14 protein-coding genes are annotated in these 19,489 nt (G+C 34.9%); 9 read left to right on the top strand and 5 right to left on the bottom strand.

Going from position 1 to position 19,489, the window contains the following annotated elements; all coding sequences use genetic code 11:
* Window positions 1–31: 31 nt before the first annotated feature.
* Window positions 32–1,660 (bottom strand): sensor histidine kinase BfmS, encoded by a 1,629-nt coding sequence (gene bfmS / locus AC07U8_RS04105; protein WP_004722852.1) that lies wholly within the window; start codon window positions 1,658–1,660, stop codon window positions 32–34.
* 64 nt (window positions 1,661–1,724) lie between these two features.
* On the bottom strand, window positions 1,725–2,438 hold the full coding sequence (bfmR, locus tag AC07U8_RS04100) for a response regulator transcription factor BfmR (RefSeq protein ID WP_004722855.1): 714 nt from the start codon (window positions 2,436–2,438) through the stop codon (window positions 1,725–1,727).
* Between the two features lie 555 nt (window positions 2,439–2,993).
* Here bfmR and AC07U8_RS04095 point away from each other — a divergent pair.
* The 3 genes from AC07U8_RS04095 to AC07U8_RS04085 all read left to right on the top strand — a co-directional run bounded on the left by AC07U8_RS04095 (window position 2,994) and on the right by AC07U8_RS04085 (window position 7,520).
* On the top strand, window positions 2,994–5,864 hold the full coding sequence (locus tag AC07U8_RS04095) for a ribonucleoside-diphosphate reductase subunit alpha (RefSeq protein ID WP_081407422.1): 2,871 nt from the start codon (window positions 2,994–2,996) through the stop codon (window positions 5,862–5,864).
* A gap of 99 nt (window positions 5,865–5,963) precedes the next feature.
* Window positions 5,964–6,095: a preprotein translocase subunit YajC gene (locus AC07U8_RS04090; protein WP_004722859.1), complete on the top strand. Its 132-nt coding sequence runs from the start codon at window positions 5,964–5,966 to the stop codon at window positions 6,093–6,095.
* A gap of 141 nt (window positions 6,096–6,236) precedes the next feature.
* Window positions 6,237–7,520 (top strand): ribonucleotide-diphosphate reductase subunit beta, encoded by a 1,284-nt coding sequence (locus AC07U8_RS04085; RefSeq protein ID WP_004722861.1) that lies wholly within the window; start codon window positions 6,237–6,239, stop codon window positions 7,518–7,520.
* 258 nt (window positions 7,521–7,778) lie between these two features.
* Here AC07U8_RS04085 and AC07U8_RS04080 read toward each other — a convergent pair whose 3' ends face one another.
* Window positions 7,779–11,522 (bottom strand): hypothetical protein, encoded by a 3,744-nt coding sequence (locus tag AC07U8_RS04080; RefSeq protein ID WP_494737379.1) that lies wholly within the window; start codon window positions 11,520–11,522, stop codon window positions 7,779–7,781.
* A 161-nt stretch (window positions 11,523–11,683) separates the two neighbouring features.
* On the bottom strand, window positions 11,684–11,905 hold the full coding sequence (locus AC07U8_RS04075; protein ID WP_035370864.1) for a helix-turn-helix domain-containing protein: 222 nt from the start codon (window positions 11,903–11,905) through the stop codon (window positions 11,684–11,686).
* Window positions 11,906–12,020: 115 nt separating this feature from the next.
* Here AC07U8_RS04075 and AC07U8_RS04070 point away from each other — a divergent pair, with 115 nt between their 5' ends.
* Window positions 12,021–12,263 (top strand): transposase, encoded by a 243-nt coding sequence (locus tag AC07U8_RS04070; RefSeq protein WP_004819310.1) that lies wholly within the window; start codon window positions 12,021–12,023, stop codon window positions 12,261–12,263.
* A gap of 67 nt (window positions 12,264–12,330) precedes the next feature.
* Here AC07U8_RS04070 and AC07U8_RS04065 read toward each other — a convergent pair whose 3' ends face one another.
* Entirely contained in the window at window positions 12,331–13,185 is an 855-nt protein-coding gene (locus tag AC07U8_RS04065; protein WP_494737378.1) for a hypothetical protein, read from the bottom strand.
* 161 nt (window positions 13,186–13,346) lie between these two features.
* On the opposite strand from AC07U8_RS04065, the gene AC07U8_RS04060 reads away from it, so the two are divergent.
* From AC07U8_RS04060 to AC07U8_RS04040, 5 genes are all read left to right on the top strand, one after another.
* Window positions 13,347–13,601 carry a hypothetical protein gene (locus AC07U8_RS04060; RefSeq protein WP_004819306.1) on the top strand — a complete coding sequence of 85 codons (255 nt, stop codon included), beginning with the start codon at window positions 13,347–13,349 and terminating at the stop codon, window positions 13,599–13,601.
* 228 nt (window positions 13,602–13,829) lie between these two features.
* A complete protein-coding gene (locus tag AC07U8_RS04055) occupies window positions 13,830–14,534 on the top strand; it encodes a hypothetical protein (RefSeq protein ID WP_004819304.1) in 705 nt (234 codons plus the stop codon).
* A 1-nt stretch (window position 14,535) separates the two neighbouring features.
* Window positions 14,536–16,419 carry a TnsB C-terminal domain-containing protein gene (locus AC07U8_RS04050; RefSeq protein ID WP_494737377.1) on the top strand — a complete coding sequence of 628 codons (1,884 nt, stop codon included), beginning with the start codon at window positions 14,536–14,538 and terminating at the stop codon, window positions 16,417–16,419.
* A complete protein-coding gene (locus AC07U8_RS04045; RefSeq protein WP_004819300.1) occupies window positions 16,406–17,356 on the top strand; it encodes a TniB family NTP-binding protein in 951 nt (316 codons plus the stop codon). Before AC07U8_RS04050 ends, AC07U8_RS04045 begins: the two co-directional genes overlap by 14 nt.
* A complete protein-coding gene (locus AC07U8_RS04040; protein ID WP_494737376.1) occupies window positions 17,353–19,338 on the top strand; it encodes a TniQ family protein in 1,986 nt (661 codons plus the stop codon). Before AC07U8_RS04045 ends, AC07U8_RS04040 begins: the two co-directional genes overlap by 4 nt.
* Window positions 19,339–19,489: the final 151 nt, after the last annotated feature.

Raw genomic sequence — 19,489 nt, 5'->3', positions numbered from 1 at the left:
ATTGATAATATTTAACAGCATGATTTAACAGTTAAGCTTTTTTCTTTTTAAAACGCTCTACAGGCCAAGACATGGTAAATCTTGCACCACCCAAATCTGAGCTTTGATCGACTTCAATCGTCCCGCCAAACCAATACGCAATACGACTAACAATTGAAAGTCCTAAACCATAACCACCCGAAGCACGGGTACGGCTATCATCTAAACGTGCAAATGCCTCAAATACACGTTTACGGTCTTCCTCTGGAATTCCGGGGCCATCATCTTCTACACAGACATAAGCCATATTGGTCTGGTGATTGACACCACCACTGATATTGACCTGATGATCACAGTAACGTATTGCATTCCCCACCAAGTTTTGCACAACACGATGTAAATAACGACGTTCTGCATCCACAATCACATCAGATGAAAGTGGGTTGAGGTGGATAATCTTTTGGGTTTTTAATGCTTCGGTTTCTACTGCAACTTGCTTTAATACATCAATCAATACAATTTTTTCAAAATCTAATGATGGTGTACCTTGCTCTAATTTCGCATAGGTCATGATTTCATCAATCAGCGTATTTAACGCTTCAATGTCTTTATCAATCATCTCGACCTGTTGCAAACGATATTCATGGTCATCTTCATCTGCCAGCATTTCCATACCAAAACGGATTCGCGCCACAGGTGTACGTAACTCATGTGATACCGCACGCATTAACTCACGCTGTGCTTCAATCAAACGCTGTATATGGTCAGACATGCTGTTATAACTGGTGGCTAGACTTGCCATTTCGTCATAACCCTCAACAGGTACACGTTGCGACATATCCCCTGTTCTCATCACATCCAAGGCTTCATTCACCTGTTTCAACTTGCGTTGCATTGGCACAATCAAGCCATATACCCCCAAACAGAGTAAGAACATACTCAGCAATGTAATTCCGGCCGCCAATTTGACGGGCATCCAGTTAAACATTGGAACGGGGCCAAGCACCAACACATCTGTAGGTGAGTTTGGTAAGGGTGAAACTATCGAAATGGTGGTACCACGTACAGTTGCACTGTCACGCCATAAAATTACACTTTGATCTGACCTTAAACGACCAATTTGCTCGGAATCGAGATTGAGCTGAGAAATCTTTTCCACACCAACATGATAAGAGAAATGTTGTTGAATTTTCTTAAGATATTCTTGTTCTTGACCGGGATAATAGACCAAGTAATCCAGAATAAATACTGGAAGCGCCTTCATTTGGCGTTCGCCAATTTGATCGACTTTGATATATAAATAGTGTTTAGGGTCATTTCTGATCCCTATCACCAGATAGGCAATCCCTTGTTCTGCATCATAACGCACCACCGCTTTTTGGCTTTCTATACGTTTTTCTTCAGTACGAGATAAGTCAACTTTGCGTGCTTCGAGATAATAAATGGGAAGTTCTAATAGATCAGATGCATCTGAAATCCAATCTAGGCGCTGCTGTTCAGTTTGCTGACGTGCCACACCTTCGCTGATCACAAATGAAATTCCATCTGTGAGAGACTCACGATATTCCTGCGCACGTTGATAATTAATTATTTGGACAAGTAAATATCCAAACAAGGCAACCAACACAACAAGAATGACTAATCCTGCATAGATGCGCAAAAATATACTGTGTTTAGACACGCAAACTAACCTTCTTTATGCCTGTCCTGTGATGGACAAGCATCTTAGATGACTGACCCATCGTTTATAGACCAGTCTCTTTAACAAACAAATAACCTTTACTACGTACAGTTTTAATACGTTTCGGATTTTCAGGATCATCACCAATTTTTGGACGAATACGTGAAATACGTACGTCAATCGAACGGTCTTGACCGTCATATTCAATACCACGGAGACGTTCAAAGATGTCTTCACGCGACAAGATACGGCCTGCATTCGATGCCAATAACCAGAGTAGATCATATTCAGCACTGGTGAAGTCAACCAACTCACCATTGAGTGTCACTGAACGACCGCCATTGTCGATCACAAGATCGTCAAATTCAATACGTTGTGCAACTTCATCTTCAGGCGCTTTGTCTGTACGACGTAATAATGCACGAATACGTGCAAGTAAGACACGCGGTTGAACAGGTTTAGCAACATAGTCGTCTGCACCCATTTCTAAACCAAGAACTTGGTCCATATCTTCAGTACGTGCAGTCAACATCAAAATCGGTTGATGATAATGTGGACGAACTTCACGACAAACGGTTAAACCATCTGCACCCGGCAACATCACATCCAACACAACCAAGTCTGGTTGTTCAGCAATGATGCGGCGAATCGCACGGTTACCATCTGGCTCTACCCCAACTTCCAATCCATTGCGAATTAAGTATTCCTGAGTTAAGCGAGCTAGGCGCTCGTCATCTTCAACAATCAGAATCTTTGGTAACTTTTCTTCTTGGCTCATCTATTTGCCCCTATATTTGATTTTGGAGTCTGCTACAAATCTCGCAGATTCAACACACTATGTTTTGCAATATACACACGTTTACAATGTAAACAAGACCTCATTCACCAAACTGATACATGAGCGTATCAATTTGTTATATTTTTATTAACTATTGAATTGTAGGCAGTTTTATAAAATCAATACACATCATTTTTAAATTTCTTCAAGACAATCAATAGCTGGACTAATTTTTATACAAAATATTTCATTGTTCATATTCTGTCTCATCAGTTTATCGTTTTTTGAGTTATCCACACACTTATCTATAAGCACTCTGCGGAGTCTTTGCTATGCTATGTGCTTGTCTCATAAGGCATATAACAAAAATGACGCTTTGAGGTAAAAAGATGCAAATAAAAATTTACTTTTCAGGGATAAAATATTCTTGAAATGTCAATATTGATCTACCCTTAAAATTACCGTATCTTGTGTTCTAAATTAAATTAAACCACTAAGTATTGTGTTTAGTCCTCAAACATCGTGACAACAAATTTTGCAGTTTGTCCGATTCAAATGGTCCATAAACATAACAATGATGACAATGGAGCTACGCTGACAATGAACGCCATTACAACCCCTGGTCAACTACAAGTGATTAAACGCACTGGTGATGTTGCCGCTTTTGATGCAGATAAAATCTCTGTAGCAATTGGTAAAGCTTTTTTGGCTGTAGAAGGTCAACAAAGTGCAGATTCAAGCCGTATTCATGATCGCATCACTCAGCTCACAGAGATGGTGATGAATACTTTTAATCGTCGTTTACCTTCTGGCGGAACAATTCACATTGAAGAAATTCAAGACCAAGTTGAATTGGCGCTTATGCGTACAGGCGAACAAAAAGTTGCACGTGCATATGTGATCTATCGTGAACAACGTTCTGATGCTCGTAAACAAACTGGTGCTCATCATCACCCAACCTTACAAATCACAGATGCGAACGGTCAGCTTCAGCCTCTAGATTTGGGCAAACTTCAAGCCACGATTGAAAAAGCAAGTGAAGGCTTAGAAGGCATCAATGTTCAAGCCATTGTCGATGAAACAGTTAAAAACTTATATAACGGTGTAAAACAGTCAGACATCTCAACCACAATGATGATGGCAACACGTACCCGTATCGAACAAGAACCAAACTATACATATGTAACTGCACGTTTATTACGTGATGACTTGGTTGCGACAGGTTTAAAATTCTTAGGTTTAGCCACAGATACTATCGAGGGCGATGCACTCGAAACTTATTTAAACAAAGGTATCGAGCTTGAGCTTCTCTCTCCTGAGCTTTTAAACTTTGACCTTGCAAAATTGGCAGCTGCGATCAAACCAGAACGTTCAAACCAATTTACCTATTTAGGTTTACAGACGTTATTTGACCGTTACTTCATTCATTCAAATGATGTACGTTTCGAACTTCCGCAATTGTTCTTTATGCGTGTTTCAATGGGACTTGCATTAAACGAAGAACAGCGTGAAGACCGTGCAATCGAATTCTATGACTTATTGTCTAGCTTCGATTATATGGCGTCTACACCGACACTGTTTAACTCAGGTACGTTACGCCCACAATTGTCGAGCTGTTACTTAACCACCATTCAAGATGATCTATACGACATCTATGGTGCGATGCGTGACAATGCCCTTCTTTCTAAATGGGCAGGTGGTTTAGGCAATGACTGGACACCAGTACGTGCCTTGAACTCATATATCAAAGGTACCAATGGTAAGTCACAAGGTGTTGTACCTTTCCTTAAAGTTGCCAACGATACTGCTGTTGCAGTCAACCAAGGTGGTAAACGTAAAGGTGCTGTATGTGCATACCTTGAAACTTGGCACTTGGACATTGAAGAATTCCTAGAGCTTCGTAAAAACACTGGTGATGACCGTCGTCGTACCCATGACATGAACACAGCTAACTGGGTTCCAGATTTGTTTATGCAACGTGTGATTGAAGATGCTGAATGGACACTGTTCACGCCATCTGAAACGCCTGATTTGCATGATTTAACTGGCGGTGAATTTGCTGAACGCTATGCTTACTACGAAGGCATCGCAAAAGAAAACAACATGCTGCATAAGAAAATCCGTGCGAAAGACTTATGGCGCAAAATGTTATCGATGTTGTTTGAAACAGGTCATCCTTGGATCACATTCAAAGACGTATGTAACTTACGTTCACCACAACAACACGTGGGTGTAGTGCATTCATCTAACTTATGTACTGAAATCACTTTAAATACCAATAAAGATGAAATCGCAGTATGTAACTTAGGTTCGATCAACCTTGTACAACATGTTCAAGGTGGTGCTTTAGACCGTGAAAAATTAGCGCGTACAGTTAAAACTGCTGTTCGTATGCTCGACAACGTAATTGACATCAACTACTACGCAGTTGAACAAGCACGTAATTCAAATATGAAACACCGCCCTGTCGGTATGGGTATCATGGGCTTCCAAGATGCTTTATATGAATTGGGTATGGGTTATGGTTCTGATGCAGCGGTAGATTTTGCTGATGAATCAATGGAAGTGATCAGCTACTACGCGATTCAAACATCAAGCGACCTTGCTGTTGAACGTGGTGTGTATTCAACATTTAAAGGTTCATTGTGGGATCAAGGTATCTTGCCAATCGACTCTTTAGATATCGTTGCAAAATCACGTCCAGAGCGTATGTTTGAAGTTGACCGTACTCAACGTTTGGACTGGGATACATTACGTACTAAAGTTCAAAAAGACGGTATGCGTAACTCAAATGTGATGGCGATTGCACCTACAGCAACCATTTCAAATATTTGTGGCGTTTCACAGTCTATCGAACCGACGTTCCAAAACCTTTATGTAAAATCTAACCTTTCTGGTGAATTTACAGTGATCAACCCGTACTTGGTACGTGCGTTAAAAGATCGTGGTCTTTGGGACTCTGTGATGGTTAACGACTTGAAACACTTCGAGGGTTCAGTACAAAAAATTGCACGTATCCCTGAAGAGTTAAAAGCAATTTTTGCGACAGCATTTGAAGTGGATACACGCTGGATCGTAGATGCTGCATCACGTCGTCAAAAATGGATCGACCAAGCACAGTCATTGAACCTTTATATCGCTGGTGCAAATGGTAAGAAACTAGACATCACTTATAAGATGGCTTGGTTACGTGGTCTTAAAACCACTTATTACCTCCGTGCATTAGGTGCAACCTCTGCGGAAAAATCAACCATTAACACGGGTGCTTTAAACGCAGTAAAAGCAACAACTGTTGCTGCACCAGTGGCTGCGGTTGCTCAAGAAACCAAACCTGAAGCGCCTGCTGAAGAAGATGGTTTCGCTCAAGCAGCACCAGTACCACAAGCATGTTCAATCGACAATCCAGATTGTGAAGCTTGTCAGTAAGTAATCCTCCCCAATCCTCAAGGGGAATAAAGTCCTCCCTTTAAAAAAAAGGGGGGTTTAGGGGGATTCAAAAAATCTGAAATTATAAAAGGCGAAGAAATGTTCCATTTAAGTCATAACTATGAGTTAGGCGTAATCGTGCTGATCTTAGCCTTTTTAGTTTTTTACGTGCCTGCGGTCTATGCATTCTTTGCGATCCGTAAGCAGCAAAAGCGTAAGCAAAATAAGTAGTGTGGGTATCTGTTCTTTCGAACAAGAACAAAACAACTATCGGCAAAACTTAATTTTGCTTGCACAGAATAAGCGTATAGTAGTGACATCTTCCATTGTGAGATGTCGAACATAGATATTAACAACGAAGAGAGAACAACGATGTCTATCCTAAGTTGGGACGATTTTGAAGATGATGAACAGAAACAAGCTGCACAAGCTCACCAGCCTGCGCCCGTCGAACAGAAAAAAACGACTGATTCGCAAGTGGTATCTGATACAAAGCAGTCATCGCAGAATGTGGCAACTACACAATCCGCTGGAACCTATACAGCAAGATCAACAAATCCAACCGATTCGTTGGCAAGAGCATCTCACGCCTTAGAAAAGTTAGATGTTGCACCTGGCTTAGAAGAGCTTGAAATGGGTGCGCAACGTGTACAAGTTGATGATAAAGCCATGATCAACTGTCGCGCTGACTTAAACCAACTTGTACCGTTCAAATACGAGTGGGCTTGGCAAAAGTATCTAGACGGGTGTGCAAACCACTGGATGCCACAAGAAGTCAACATGAACCACGATATCGCACTTTGGAAGTCTGAAAATGGCTTAACTGAAGATGAGCGTACCATCGTGATGCGTTCATTAGGTTTCTTCTCTACTGCGGATTCTTTGGTTGCAAACAACTTGGTGTTGGCGATTTACCGTCATATTACCAACCCTGAATGCCGTCAATACATCTTACGTCAAGCATTTGAAGAAGCGATTCACACGCATGCTTACCAATACTGTATCGAATCTTTAGGTATGGATGAAGGCGAAGTCTTCAATATGTACCGTGAAGTTCCGTCAGTTGCTCGTAAAGCAGCGTGGGGCTTGAAATATACTCAGTCTTTATGTGATCCAACCTTCCAAACAGGTACACCTGAAAACGATCAAATCTTATTGCGTAACTTGATTGCATTCTATTGCGTACTTGAAGGGATCTTCTTCTACTGTGGTTTCAGCCAGATCTTGTCTATGGGTCGTCGTAACAAGATGAATGGTGTTGCTGAGCAATTCCAGTACATCTTACGTGATGAGTCTATGCACTTGAACTTTGGTATCGACATGATTAACCAAATCAAGATCGAAAATCCAAACTTGTGGACTGCTGAATTCCAAGAAGAAATCATTCAGATGATTCTTGAAGGTACTATGCTTGAAATCGAATATGCGCGTGACACAATGCCACGTGGTGTATTGGGTATGAACGCAGCGATGATGGAAGAATATTTGAAATTCATCTGTAACCGTCGTTTGGCACAGTTAGGTTTACCTGAACAGTTTGCTGGTGTAAATAACCCATTCCAGTGGATGTCTGAAATGATGGACTTGCGTAAAGAGAAGAACTTCTTTGAAACGCGTGTAACTGATTATCAAACTGGTGGTGCGTTGAGCTGGTAAGCTCGACATCGTCACGCGACACATAAGTTGTCATTTGCGACGCATAAAATGTCATTGAGCGACACATAAGTTGTCATTGATAAAAAATAGAGCCTTTAGGCTCTATTTTTTATCAATGAAGTTTATTAAAAATATTTAAGGATGACTTTCATTTGAAAATTATCTTATCTATTTAATTAAGAATACTAACTCAAACTTAAAATAAAAAAATATATCTGGTATTAAGTAATTTTCAGATCAAGTTTGAATTACTAGAGCTTAAGCATCGAAATTGTCTTTTAACCATTGATCTAGGAAGTCTATTTGAACAAAATTGAGATCTACGTTATAAGGAGGATATCTAAACCACCAATATGTATTCTTAGATATATAAAGATTGGTAATTTCAATTTTTTTATCTGTATGTGGCTGAGGCCAATTAAGAGACTTTCTTATACGATCATAGTCCGTTAGTAGAAAATCATATCTACCTCTTACTTTTGATATATGCGACTTAGTATCTAACTCATCTTTACCAAAAATCTTTACCCTTAGACGATTCATATCTTTTAAACAGTAAGCTGGTTGATTATATTTACACTCAACCATTACCCATTTATTTGAATCAGGGAAGTAAGCCAATACATCATAATCGCCAATATCTGGGTATTGCTCATCTTTAAAGAAAGTTTTCTTCAGATCAATACCATGTTTAATAAAATTGGTTCTTCTCGACAAAACATCAAATGCCTTAGTTTCTAATTGCTTTTCCAAGTATGTTTTAGACTTTAAAACAAGATCCTTAACTTTAGGAAAATTAAAATCAGCTGGAAGATATCCATCAGTAGTATGGTTTGTCCAAATTCCTAAAGATCTATAGGAGCAGGCTGGAGACCAAATAATTGTATTATTTAATTTTACTAATGGTTTAATGTTAATTCTATTGGTTCTTTTATTATGATCACTTACTGGAACATCGTAGTGCCTATCAGTAACTCCTTCTAGTTGATTAATTTTATCATTATCAATTATTAAAAATTGAATAATTTTTTCTACTTCATTTAAAGTTACATCTTCTACTGTGAAGTTCTTAAATATAAGCTCTACTAACTCGTCAAATTCCGCCTTATAATAGGTTTGAGGGTTTATCTCTTTTATATTTGACCAATTAGATAAACTATATAAAACCGTAAATAAATTCTTAAAGCCAAAACCCAAATCTTGATAAAAAGCCTCGTTAATTAATTTATACTCATCTTTTGGAATAATAGATTCCAATTCATCTTCAGAATTTAAACCTATTCCAAGCTTATAAGAACTTAACTCTTCATAAAATTTATTTTCAAGTTCAGTTGTGGATTTTGGTATGTAAATTTCTGGTACATAAGTATTATCGACATATATGCCTTCTACTCCAATTCCAAAATGTAAGCCGTCGCTAGAATGGTATAAGTTAAGCAACCAATGAATATGTGCTATTAAATCTAGAAATTCATCTTCAGTTATTAGCTGTGCATTATCATTGTCCAACATTAATGTACATTCAATTAAGTATCTATGATTTTGTGAATTTCTTTTAAAATCAAAATCTAATTCAGATAATCTTTCAGCCCTATTATAGCTTACTTGATGTTTTAAACTTTGCTCCTGACTTAAAAAGCTGATGTAGTTATCAGTTACTAATGCGGAATAATCATCCAAAGCAATCTCTAAAATTGATAATGTATTTCTATTTTTTACAATATTGTGTATATAAGCTCTTAGCTCATCAGCAGCACTATTAATTATAGACTTTGCTAAGTCCTTATCCGTATATTTATTTGGTTCAATATCATTATTTTTAAGAATGAAAGAAATTTTTTTCCTAGCCAACTTAAATCTATACTCGCTTACATTTCTAGGCTTTTTTTCTACTATATCAAAACGAGTTTTTAGTTGACCCATTGTCATTCTTAAAGGCCAATTAGTCGTTTCATTCAATTTTGAAATAATAAAACTTAAATTTTCTATTTTTGAATATTTATTAATAATTTCAAGAATTTTTATACAAATTTCTGTTTGAAAGGCAGCATCAATGCTTGACTGAAATTTATAAAAACAATAACTCAGATCCAAATATATATTAACTACTAAATAATTAACATTATTTTTAAAAACTTCATCTTTTACATAAAAATCACTATTAAAAATATTTGAGTTTTCTTGAATTAAATTTCCTACTTTAATTTGAAATACTATATTTTTTTTCAAAATTAGAGATGATAAAGCTAATTTTCGTTGAGAAAATGCATCAGCAGCTGCCTCACAAAATAACTCCAAAACTTTTGGATTTAATTCTACGATGTTTTTATCTACTATCCTGAAATCAAATAAGAAATGAATAACGTAGTTATCAATTAATGATGACCATACTAAAGAGCTGAAATCTTTTGCAAGGAAACAATAATTATTATCATATTCACTTTTTGAAATCCACTTACTATCTGAATTAGGTAAATAATCACTTAAATCAGCATACATTTCTTTTAAAGACTTATATTTAAAGTGATGTCCAGAATGTGTGTCAGTATGTATTAAATTGAAATTTACCGCCCCATCTTCCAGCAGTCCATAACTTGCCCGATAACTAGCATATCCATCTAAATTAAAGCCTAAAAATAAAGTTTTGGGTGTGTATAAATTATGAAAATCTATAAATCCATCTAAATCTTCTTTTGACTCTAAAGAATCAATTATTGAGACAAAGTCATATATAGTAATGAACTTGATATTCTCTTCAAACTTTGCATCCAAAACTTTACTTAATGTAGTTAAGTCACTTAAAACAAAAATGAACTTAATTTTATTAAATTTTAAATCACTCCCATCTACACCCCGTGGTTTTAAACCAAGATGAGAATAAATTTTCTGTATTCCCCAATCACTTGTATTCATTATTTTTTTAAGATTATTTTTAATTGATTGAAAGTTACAAAATTCATCAACTGATAAGCAGTTAATGAAATAGGTATTACTCTTACTTTGAAAAGCACCGCAAAAATTATAAGGTAAAACTTTTGAATTATTACGCACTTTAAAAGAACCACATAAAAGACTAGGTATATTATCTTTTAAAAAATTTGAAATATTTAAGGAAATTATTTCCGAAGATACATTTTCTTTCATGTAATAATGTTCAACTATTACAGCAATATGATTTCTTAATGAAAATGGATATATCATTTCTTCATATTCAAAATAACAATATGGGTTTACATCCGCTTCCATATATCTTTCATAAAAATTTTTATTATTTCTAGTGTTTCCATTTTTAACAATTAGTGCACTGTTTACTTTTTTAATTTTTAAATTATCAATCCAATCCATCATTTTTAGCCAAAAAATATCAGTTGGAATTTCTAACTTTTCATCTTCATCATTTTTTTCGGCTAGTATGTTTATAGTAGAAATTAAACTATTTTGTATTTCAATGATTTGTTTAAAATCTTCCATAGCTTGAGTGCTACTTAAGTAACTAATCTCAAACCCTTTAAGAAAGCCATAATTATCAGATAGAGGTGAACCATAAAAAATTTTATATGATTTTTCCCCTAATTGAAACTTTACTTTCCCCCAATCACCTACAGGGTAAAAATCCTCCATCATGGGATTATGAGGTAAAATTTTGAAAACTTTAGTCAAAAAAAATGAAAAATCTTCGTAACTTTCAATTCTTTTTCCTATAAAATCCTCTTTACTTATAGTAAAAAAAATTTCAAATAAAAGTGAAAATTTAATAAAATGATTAATATTGGGTACCCAACTTTCAGCTATTAAAATAGTCTTAAAAACATCTATTGGATGGTATTCTCTTATTATTTTTATGAGATCTATTTCATAGTTTGGAATTGGTATTATTTTTTCAGCCTCTAAAATTTTTTTATTATTCCTGATATCATTTTTTTGTTTACCAACCTCCATCATTTTATTAGTAAAGAGATCAAAAGTTTTTCCTTTATCGGCAGAGCTATTTTTCTTTTTCATAATTAAATCGAAATTCAAATTAAACTTACTTAACTATCATGAAATACCAATAAAATCAATATTTTATTATATTTAATAGCAAATTAGGTAGGATTTTTAAAATAACATTTGATAGCTACTCAGATGATCTATTTATAAAATTAATAAGGCTTTATTTTGGCTTAGCTACTTAAAAAACTTGTTAGCTCTACTTTCAAAATTTGCAACCAATCTATTAATTCAATCACATCTAGTCGTCTTTCCAAAATTTCGACTTTGGAAACATACGATTGAGGCTTATTCAAACGACGTGCAAGCTCAACCTGAGTCATATCTTTAGACTCACGCAGTTCTATAAGTTTCTTAATTAGGTCTTGATACCTTGGATCGTGTATTGAGCGCATGGCTCAATATCAGTTACAATTAAAAATATCCCAAAATAGGATATTTCAACTTAACCCTATCTGTTTATAGAATTTTTATTTGGAAATTTAATGAACAGTAGTTTAGGAATTCGATGTGAAGCAAAAATTTTCTGTAACTCAGGTCAACAGTATTGTAAAAAAAAATTTAGCAGGCGCAACTGTCGAACAAATTTGTCAGGAATATCAAATTAGTGTGGCAACTTTCTATCGATGGAAAGCAAACTATTTAGATGTAAGTGAGCAAATTCTTGCTCGTTTAGACAAGTTAGAACAAGAAAATTTAGTTTTAAAACAGATGTATGCTGAGGAAAAACTATCTAAAAGGCTTGAAGCTTAGACGCTTAAATAATTTTTAAAAGCTTAGATAATAAACCTAGGCTTTTGACTATTCTATTATCCGTCTTTTAGAAGGTCGGTAAAAACAAACGCTTCACTTCAAAACCACGCTTGCCATCTTGAATATCAAATAGAAAATCAGTATACATTTTTTTACTTATCCCTTTCCTCTCTACATCGATAATATTTCTATCTTCAGCCACTAATAGAGCATAATTTAAATTTTGGTATTTATCAGAAAAATCATCAATATCCTTACTATTATATTGTCTCATTTCACTCTGACAAAGTGGAAATACATATAGGTAAATCAAAAAAGCTAACCCATAACTAAAATGTGCTAAAGGTGAAAATACACACATTACCAGTAATATTCTATAAATTGACTGTCCTATACTTAAAGCAATTTCTCTTTGATTTTGATCATCCGCAACTCTTAAGTAAATAATCAATGCAGCTAATGCATCAAAACTTGATAACCGTTCTATTCTTCTTAATTCTTTTCTAATTTTTGAAACGGAAATTAATTCCATTTGACCATTCACGCTCTTAAAAATAATTCGTTGAACATCCCAAGAAAGTTGGTTTACACCATTATCCATAAACCATTTCATCGGCTTATGCCCTCTAATCGCCTCCCATAGAACATGGTTTAGAATCTTGGCTGTCCCCTTTACATGTTGATTTGCTTTATCAATAAGCTCAATTTCAGGCGTATGCTTTCCCAATTTATATTTTGCCCATTTATTATGATGGTAAAAGTAATTTTTATCTTTTACAAAAGCTTCAGGCTCAATAATCTTTTCTATTTGGTAGCTAGTAGCATGTGAAAAATTTGATTCAATATATGCATACCAAATAGCTGTTCGGATAACGTCGATCCAATCTCTTCTCAATTGTTTACTTCTTTTTTTAGTTTGCATATGCGGAAACTCATCCTCACCCATAAGTTCATATTATTTTTTCTAGTTAAATTAAAAGCTTAGGCAAACTCATTAGAGGAAACTTTAGCTATATCTTCACTTCTACCATTTTTTATTAAGAAGATATATGCTTTTGTTGTGACAGGTTAGGACAAACCGATATGCAAAATTCTATTTCTGTTAATGCTGAAATGATCGAAAAAATACTATTTGATCGTCATGGTCCTCTTATAACTGATGATGATTTGAGAATAGCTTTAGGCTACAAATCTACTGAAGCATTTCGGCAAGCCTTAACACGTAAAACTGTACCAATTCCAATTTTTACTTTTGAAAACCGGCGTGGGAAATATGCATTAGTAAAAGATGTTGCTCATTTACTCGCAACTTTACGCAATGATGCCTTAACTAAATAAAAAAGCTTTAAAAGCTACAGGAGAAAAAATGTCATAAAAATAAATTGACAAATAAAAAACGGACTCTAGAAAGAATCCGTTGGTGACTTTATACAAAAAGTATAAAGACGTGGTACTCAAAGTATCTTTTGTATTTAGTCACCAGTCAAGCCTTGTTGTCAATTTTTAAGCAACAAGAAATTTCACTCACCCTAAATTTAGGGTGTTCAGAAATACTGGAGATACTTTATGTACCCTAATTTGAGCACTGAACAAAATAATCTACATCGCTATATTTTTGACCAAATTAAAATGGCTTTTGCAACTGAGCCAAATATTGCAGCAACCATTCACGGTCAGCGCAAAATTTTTCAAGGCTGTTATGGTCGTAGAACTGCCCTATTTCCAAGCAAAAAATGCGGTGGAGCCATTCCCACAGAAAGTCGTCTTGAGCTAGCCCATGCTGTTTGTCTTGAGCGAAATTCCACTGTAATCAACTACAGATCTCAAGCTTTAAAAATCACACTCTTTCAAAAAAATTATTGTTATCCAGACTTTCTAATACAGACAATTGATGGCTCTTATGAAGTCCATGAGGTAAAACCTTCTGTTGCATCCTTAGCTTTAGATGAATATATCCGTTTCGATCGACTGGCAACATTACTCAGCTCGATTGGAATTACATTCAAACTCATCGATCAAACTGAACTTCCTAAAGAGAATCAGCTCCAGCAACTGCTTTACTGGTATCAAAGAGGACATCGCTTCGATTGGAGTAAATTTGAAATTGAACAAGCCTTAAATCTTTTAAAAACAAAACAACTTGAAAATCTGATTCAAGTTTATCAAGAGCTTGAGTCAATCGGTCTCAAACAAGAACTTGGTGATTATCTTTTTTTTCACCAAAAATTAGACACGTGCCCGTCTCAATATAATAATCAAGGAAAATTTTAATATGGAAAATGCACTTTTTCTCCCTCAACCTGGATATCGCTTTTATTTTGCAGAACATTCAGATTATATTTTTGAAATAGCCTCAATTGCATTAAATACAATTCGTTATGCTGCAACGATAGGAGGTAAAATATGTACATTAGATCTCAATGAATTTGAGAGTCGATATAAATCTGGTGAAATCATATGTAGCTTTGCACCCGAAAAGCTAGTTCTAAATCCTCAATTTAGTCAGGACATCCACCGAAAAGAACGCTATGTTTTATCTGCACTTCAGCAGTTAGAATACCCTACAAGCTTTGACCAACTCTCACCATTAATTAAAGAAATTGTGACTTCGCTAAATGATAAATCCCCTCCTTCACCTAGAACAGTGGCAAGATGGATTTTTAAATACAAAAGCTATTCTCACAATAAACTTTTCTTAAAAAATGAGTGTAAGGGAAATCATTCATTACGTTTTCCACCTGAAGTTTATCAAATCCTAAATCAAACCATTGATGAGGTTTATTTAAAATCAGAATTTCGAACGAGCAAAGATGTTCGTGCCATTATGATTGGTAAATTAGTAGAACAAGGAATTGCTCTTATTCATTTACCTAGTCTCAGATGTATACAAAGGCATATCAAAAAGCTTGATCCATACCTGATTTTAAAAGCTAAAAAAGGAGGTCGTATAGCCAAAAAATCGTTTCAAGCAGCAGGTAAAAGTATTATTAGCCCTTTTGCCTTATATATGGTCGAAATTGATACCCATTATCTCGATGTTATTGTGATCGATCCGAAAACAAACGTCTCTCTTGGTCGTCCTTTTTTAGCATGTGCAATTGATGTCTACACTCGTGCAATCGTAGGCACGTATATAAGCATGTATCCACCAAGTGCAACAACCACTCTAGCAGTCATAAAAGATATGGTTACTCGACCATATCAGGGCTTACCTGGTGGTATTCCTAGCATTATTATTCCAGATAACGGAGTCGAATTTAAAAATAATTCGCTTGCAAGAGTCTGTGATCATTTAAAAATTACTTTAACACCTTCTCAAATTGGTACACCTAATAATAAACCACACATTGAAAGGTTTTTTAACACTCTTACGCACAGCATTATTCAAAAATTACCAGGAACAACCTTTTCAAATCCATCAGATAGAGGAAGCTACAACTCTACCAAAAATGTTCAATTTACAATAGAACAGCTAAAAAAGTATATCGATATATGGATCAACGATGTCTATCACTGCTCAATTCATAGCATGACTGGTCGCTCACCATCAGTCATATGGCAAGATGCTATTACAGACATCAAACCGAGTCATATTTCTGAAGTTGATGCAAAAATTTTATGTCGAAGACCCATTGAACGTACAATTCATCATGGGCAAGTTCAAGTTGATGGATTAAGTTATTTTTCTCACGCATTAACTACTTTACAAGCAAAAGGTATTAAGAAAGTCACAGTACTCATTGATGATCTTGACCTAAATGAAGTTTATATCATTGATCCAAAAGATATGAATGTTGTCATACAAGCAGAATCTACCAACCAAGACTACACCTCTGGATTATCAAGGACAATTCATCTAGAGGTCCAAAAAAGAAAAAAACAACTGTCTCAATTAGATCAAAAAAAACTAGGAAAGTTTTCAGAATTATTTGGCCTCTATAAACTTTTACATGAAATTCAATCAGATATAATTAAGAGTAGACCAAAGTTAAAACCGATAAAACTTGAACTTCCTCTCATGCTTCAAAAAATAGAAAAGAATTTATCGTCTATTGCAATAACTCAGGATGATCCAAATATTGAGACATTACATGATAACAAAAAAAACAATCTAAGCTTTGGATCAATAGAGGTAATAAAAAATGGAAAAATTTGATAACTATTTTGAACAAATTAGCTCAATTAATAATATTGTGGTCACTTCAGATGAATTTATGAATGCCTTTAAAGGAATACAGGACTGTGTAAAAAGAAGCATAGCTTATAAAGAACCAATAGGAAGTATGCTTTTGGCAAAAGGAGGCTTAGGAAAAACGACGTTGTGTAAAGCGCTTGTCAGCCAAATGCCTAAATCTACTAAAATAGAAGAAGACCACAAAAAAACGATCATTCCAGCATTTTATGTTGAAGTTCCTTCACCAGCCACTATTAAATCGCTGGCAATAACTATGCTACACGAATTAGGTGATCCAACTTATAATAATGGGACTACGTCCTACTTAACAGATAGATTAAGTTATTTACTCAGAATGTGTGAAACTAAGCTCGTATTTCTAGATGAGTTTCATCATTTATTTGAACGTAAACAGTCATATACACGAATGAATGCAACCATAGGAAATTGGCTAAAAACGCTCGTTAATCAAACAGGAATTAGCTTTTGCTTAGTCGGTCTTCCTGAGTTTGCAGAACTATTACAAGTTGATAGCCAAATAGCCCGTAGATTTCCATTTATATATACCTTAAATCCTCTTTACATTGAATCCCCTCAAGGTCATGGCACAATTTACGCATTTCTAAGTGAAATCGCGCGTAAAATGGCACAGCAAAATATTACATTTTCACCACCTCTCGACAATCCACTCATGGGTATGCAAATTTACACTGCTACTCTAGGTTATCACTCCTACACCATTAGTCTGATCAGAGAAAGTATTGTTAATGCATTAAATGAAGGAAGGCTAATTATCAATAAAAGTGATTTTAGTACCGCTTGGCAATTAGGAATTACTGACTATATTTCTAAGCTAAACTCTGATCCTTTTAAAATGTCACTATCACAATTAGCGGTGAAGGTAAGAGGTCAAATATGAATAAGAACATAAGACTTCTTATTGAAGCAACGCCTTATCCAGACGAATCAGCTACAAGTTACTTGCTTCGAACTGCTGAATTAAACGGTCACACTTCAGTCTATCAATTATTTGGGAAAGAAAAATTTAGCTTTTTGAGTAAGTCATCCCCGAATTACACATTCATTGACACAAACCGATTTAGACTTGCATTACAGGCTTTAAGCCTCAGCCCCCATTATATTGATCTTGCTTTTGAGCGTGATAAATCAACGAGCCGAGCTCCCAAAAAATATAGAAATGTGAACATTGATCGTAATTTATTTAAATCCAAAAGCTATTCATATTGCCCACAATGCCTAAAAGAACAGCCATATTTCAGGAAAATATGGCTGTTAAGACCCATTTACTCTTGTCCCATTCATTCTATTTTACTCTTAGATAATTGTTACAAATGTGGACATGCTATTAAGCTACAGTCAGGATCTATCGTAAAATGCTCAAAATGCTTTTCTGATTTAAGAGAAGCTCAACAAACGCACTATGCAGAAAACTTTCTGATTCATTGGTTTATCTATATTTTGAATCAAAACTCTAATGACTTATTTCAAGAATTTTCATCTTTTTGGTTTGCGTTAGAAAAGTTTTCAGCATTAGACGAACCCCAATCAGATGAACGTTACTTAAAAATTGTACACGAATATTTTGTAAATAATGCCAACTCCGTTATCACCATGAGCAACTGGATTAACAGTAGAATACAATTAGCTCACCCAAAAATTCAGTTATTACCATTTTACAAAGAAGCTAAAACCGTTAGGTTTAATGAGAATTATCTTGTAAATATTGAGAAAACTTGTATTCCATATAGACTTAATCCTAAAAGTAAAAAAATCTACTTAACATTAGAGGAGTCAAGACTATTACTTGATATTGGACGATTTAAACTAAAACACCTCTTAATTAAAAATTTGCTAAAATTTGCTGAGAATGTTCATGACAAATCACTTATCTATAGTACTGATATTGAATTGTTTTTAATTGGAGAAAGACGTTTAAATGCAGAATATCACCCTATTCCTATCCCTACTAATCAAAACGAATTACTCACAGTAACGGTAAAATTGGCTGCTGAAATTCTAGAGACAAATCTTGATACAATGAGAAGATTAGCTAAATATCATTGGCTCAATGACGATAATAAGAAAAATGCAACACCTATACTCATTCCTTTCTATAAATTGGAAAATTTTCATGAAAAGTATGTAATAGCAACAACTCTTGCGAAAACATTAAATGTCAACCCAGTAAATTTTGTAGAAAAAATGATAAGTATTGGAATCAAACCAATAAGTGGCCCTCATTTTGATAAGCTACCCATAAATATTTTTTCTAGAGACTCTATTCAAAATATTACTAAAGCGCACATAGGTCAGATTGAAAAATATCCAACAAAAACTGGGAGAAAAAATAAAGGTTCAAAGACCACAATCAATAATGATTTTTTCACATTGAAAGAAGCAGCTCTACAATTAAATATCAGTTCAAATCAAGTCGCCAGTCTGACTCACTCGGGGATTCTTCAACGCTATAATGATTACCAGTCTCCAATCAAAATTAATCGTATTTCGCTAAACTCACTAAAGAATCTACTTGAAAACAAAGAGTATGTGTCGATTCAAATCGCTTCTGAGCAACTCAATTGCACAAAAAATTGGATCCATCAATATTGGTGTAAAACAGGCTTTTTAGAAATTAAAGATTTAGTTTATTGGAAACTTGTTAAAAGAAGCCAACTGAATGAAATCATTAAATTGAAAGAAGAATATCTAACAGGTGCTGAAGCTAGTTCACTACTTGGTATGCGTCACTCTCATATCACTAACTTACAGATCCAAGGTCTTATATCACCCTATTATTTTGGCAAAGCAGATAAAAAAATTAGAATGTTTAAAAAAACAGATGTATACCAAATAAGAAATTATTATTTTAGAAGTAAATAGCCCATTTAAAAAAATTGGGCTGTTTAGTTATAGCCCTATTTTAAATAGAGACTTAAAATCCAACTCTGACAGGGGCTGAAGCTAGCACCATCTTCGAGATGAGGCACTCGCATATAACCAATCTACATACACAAGGCCTGATCAAAGACTA

It is taken from the genome of Acinetobacter sp. GW821-FHT01E09 (assembly GCF_059422385.1).
Note: the sequence above shows the minus strand (reverse complement) of the source record. Positions and strands in the feature narration are given on the sequence as shown.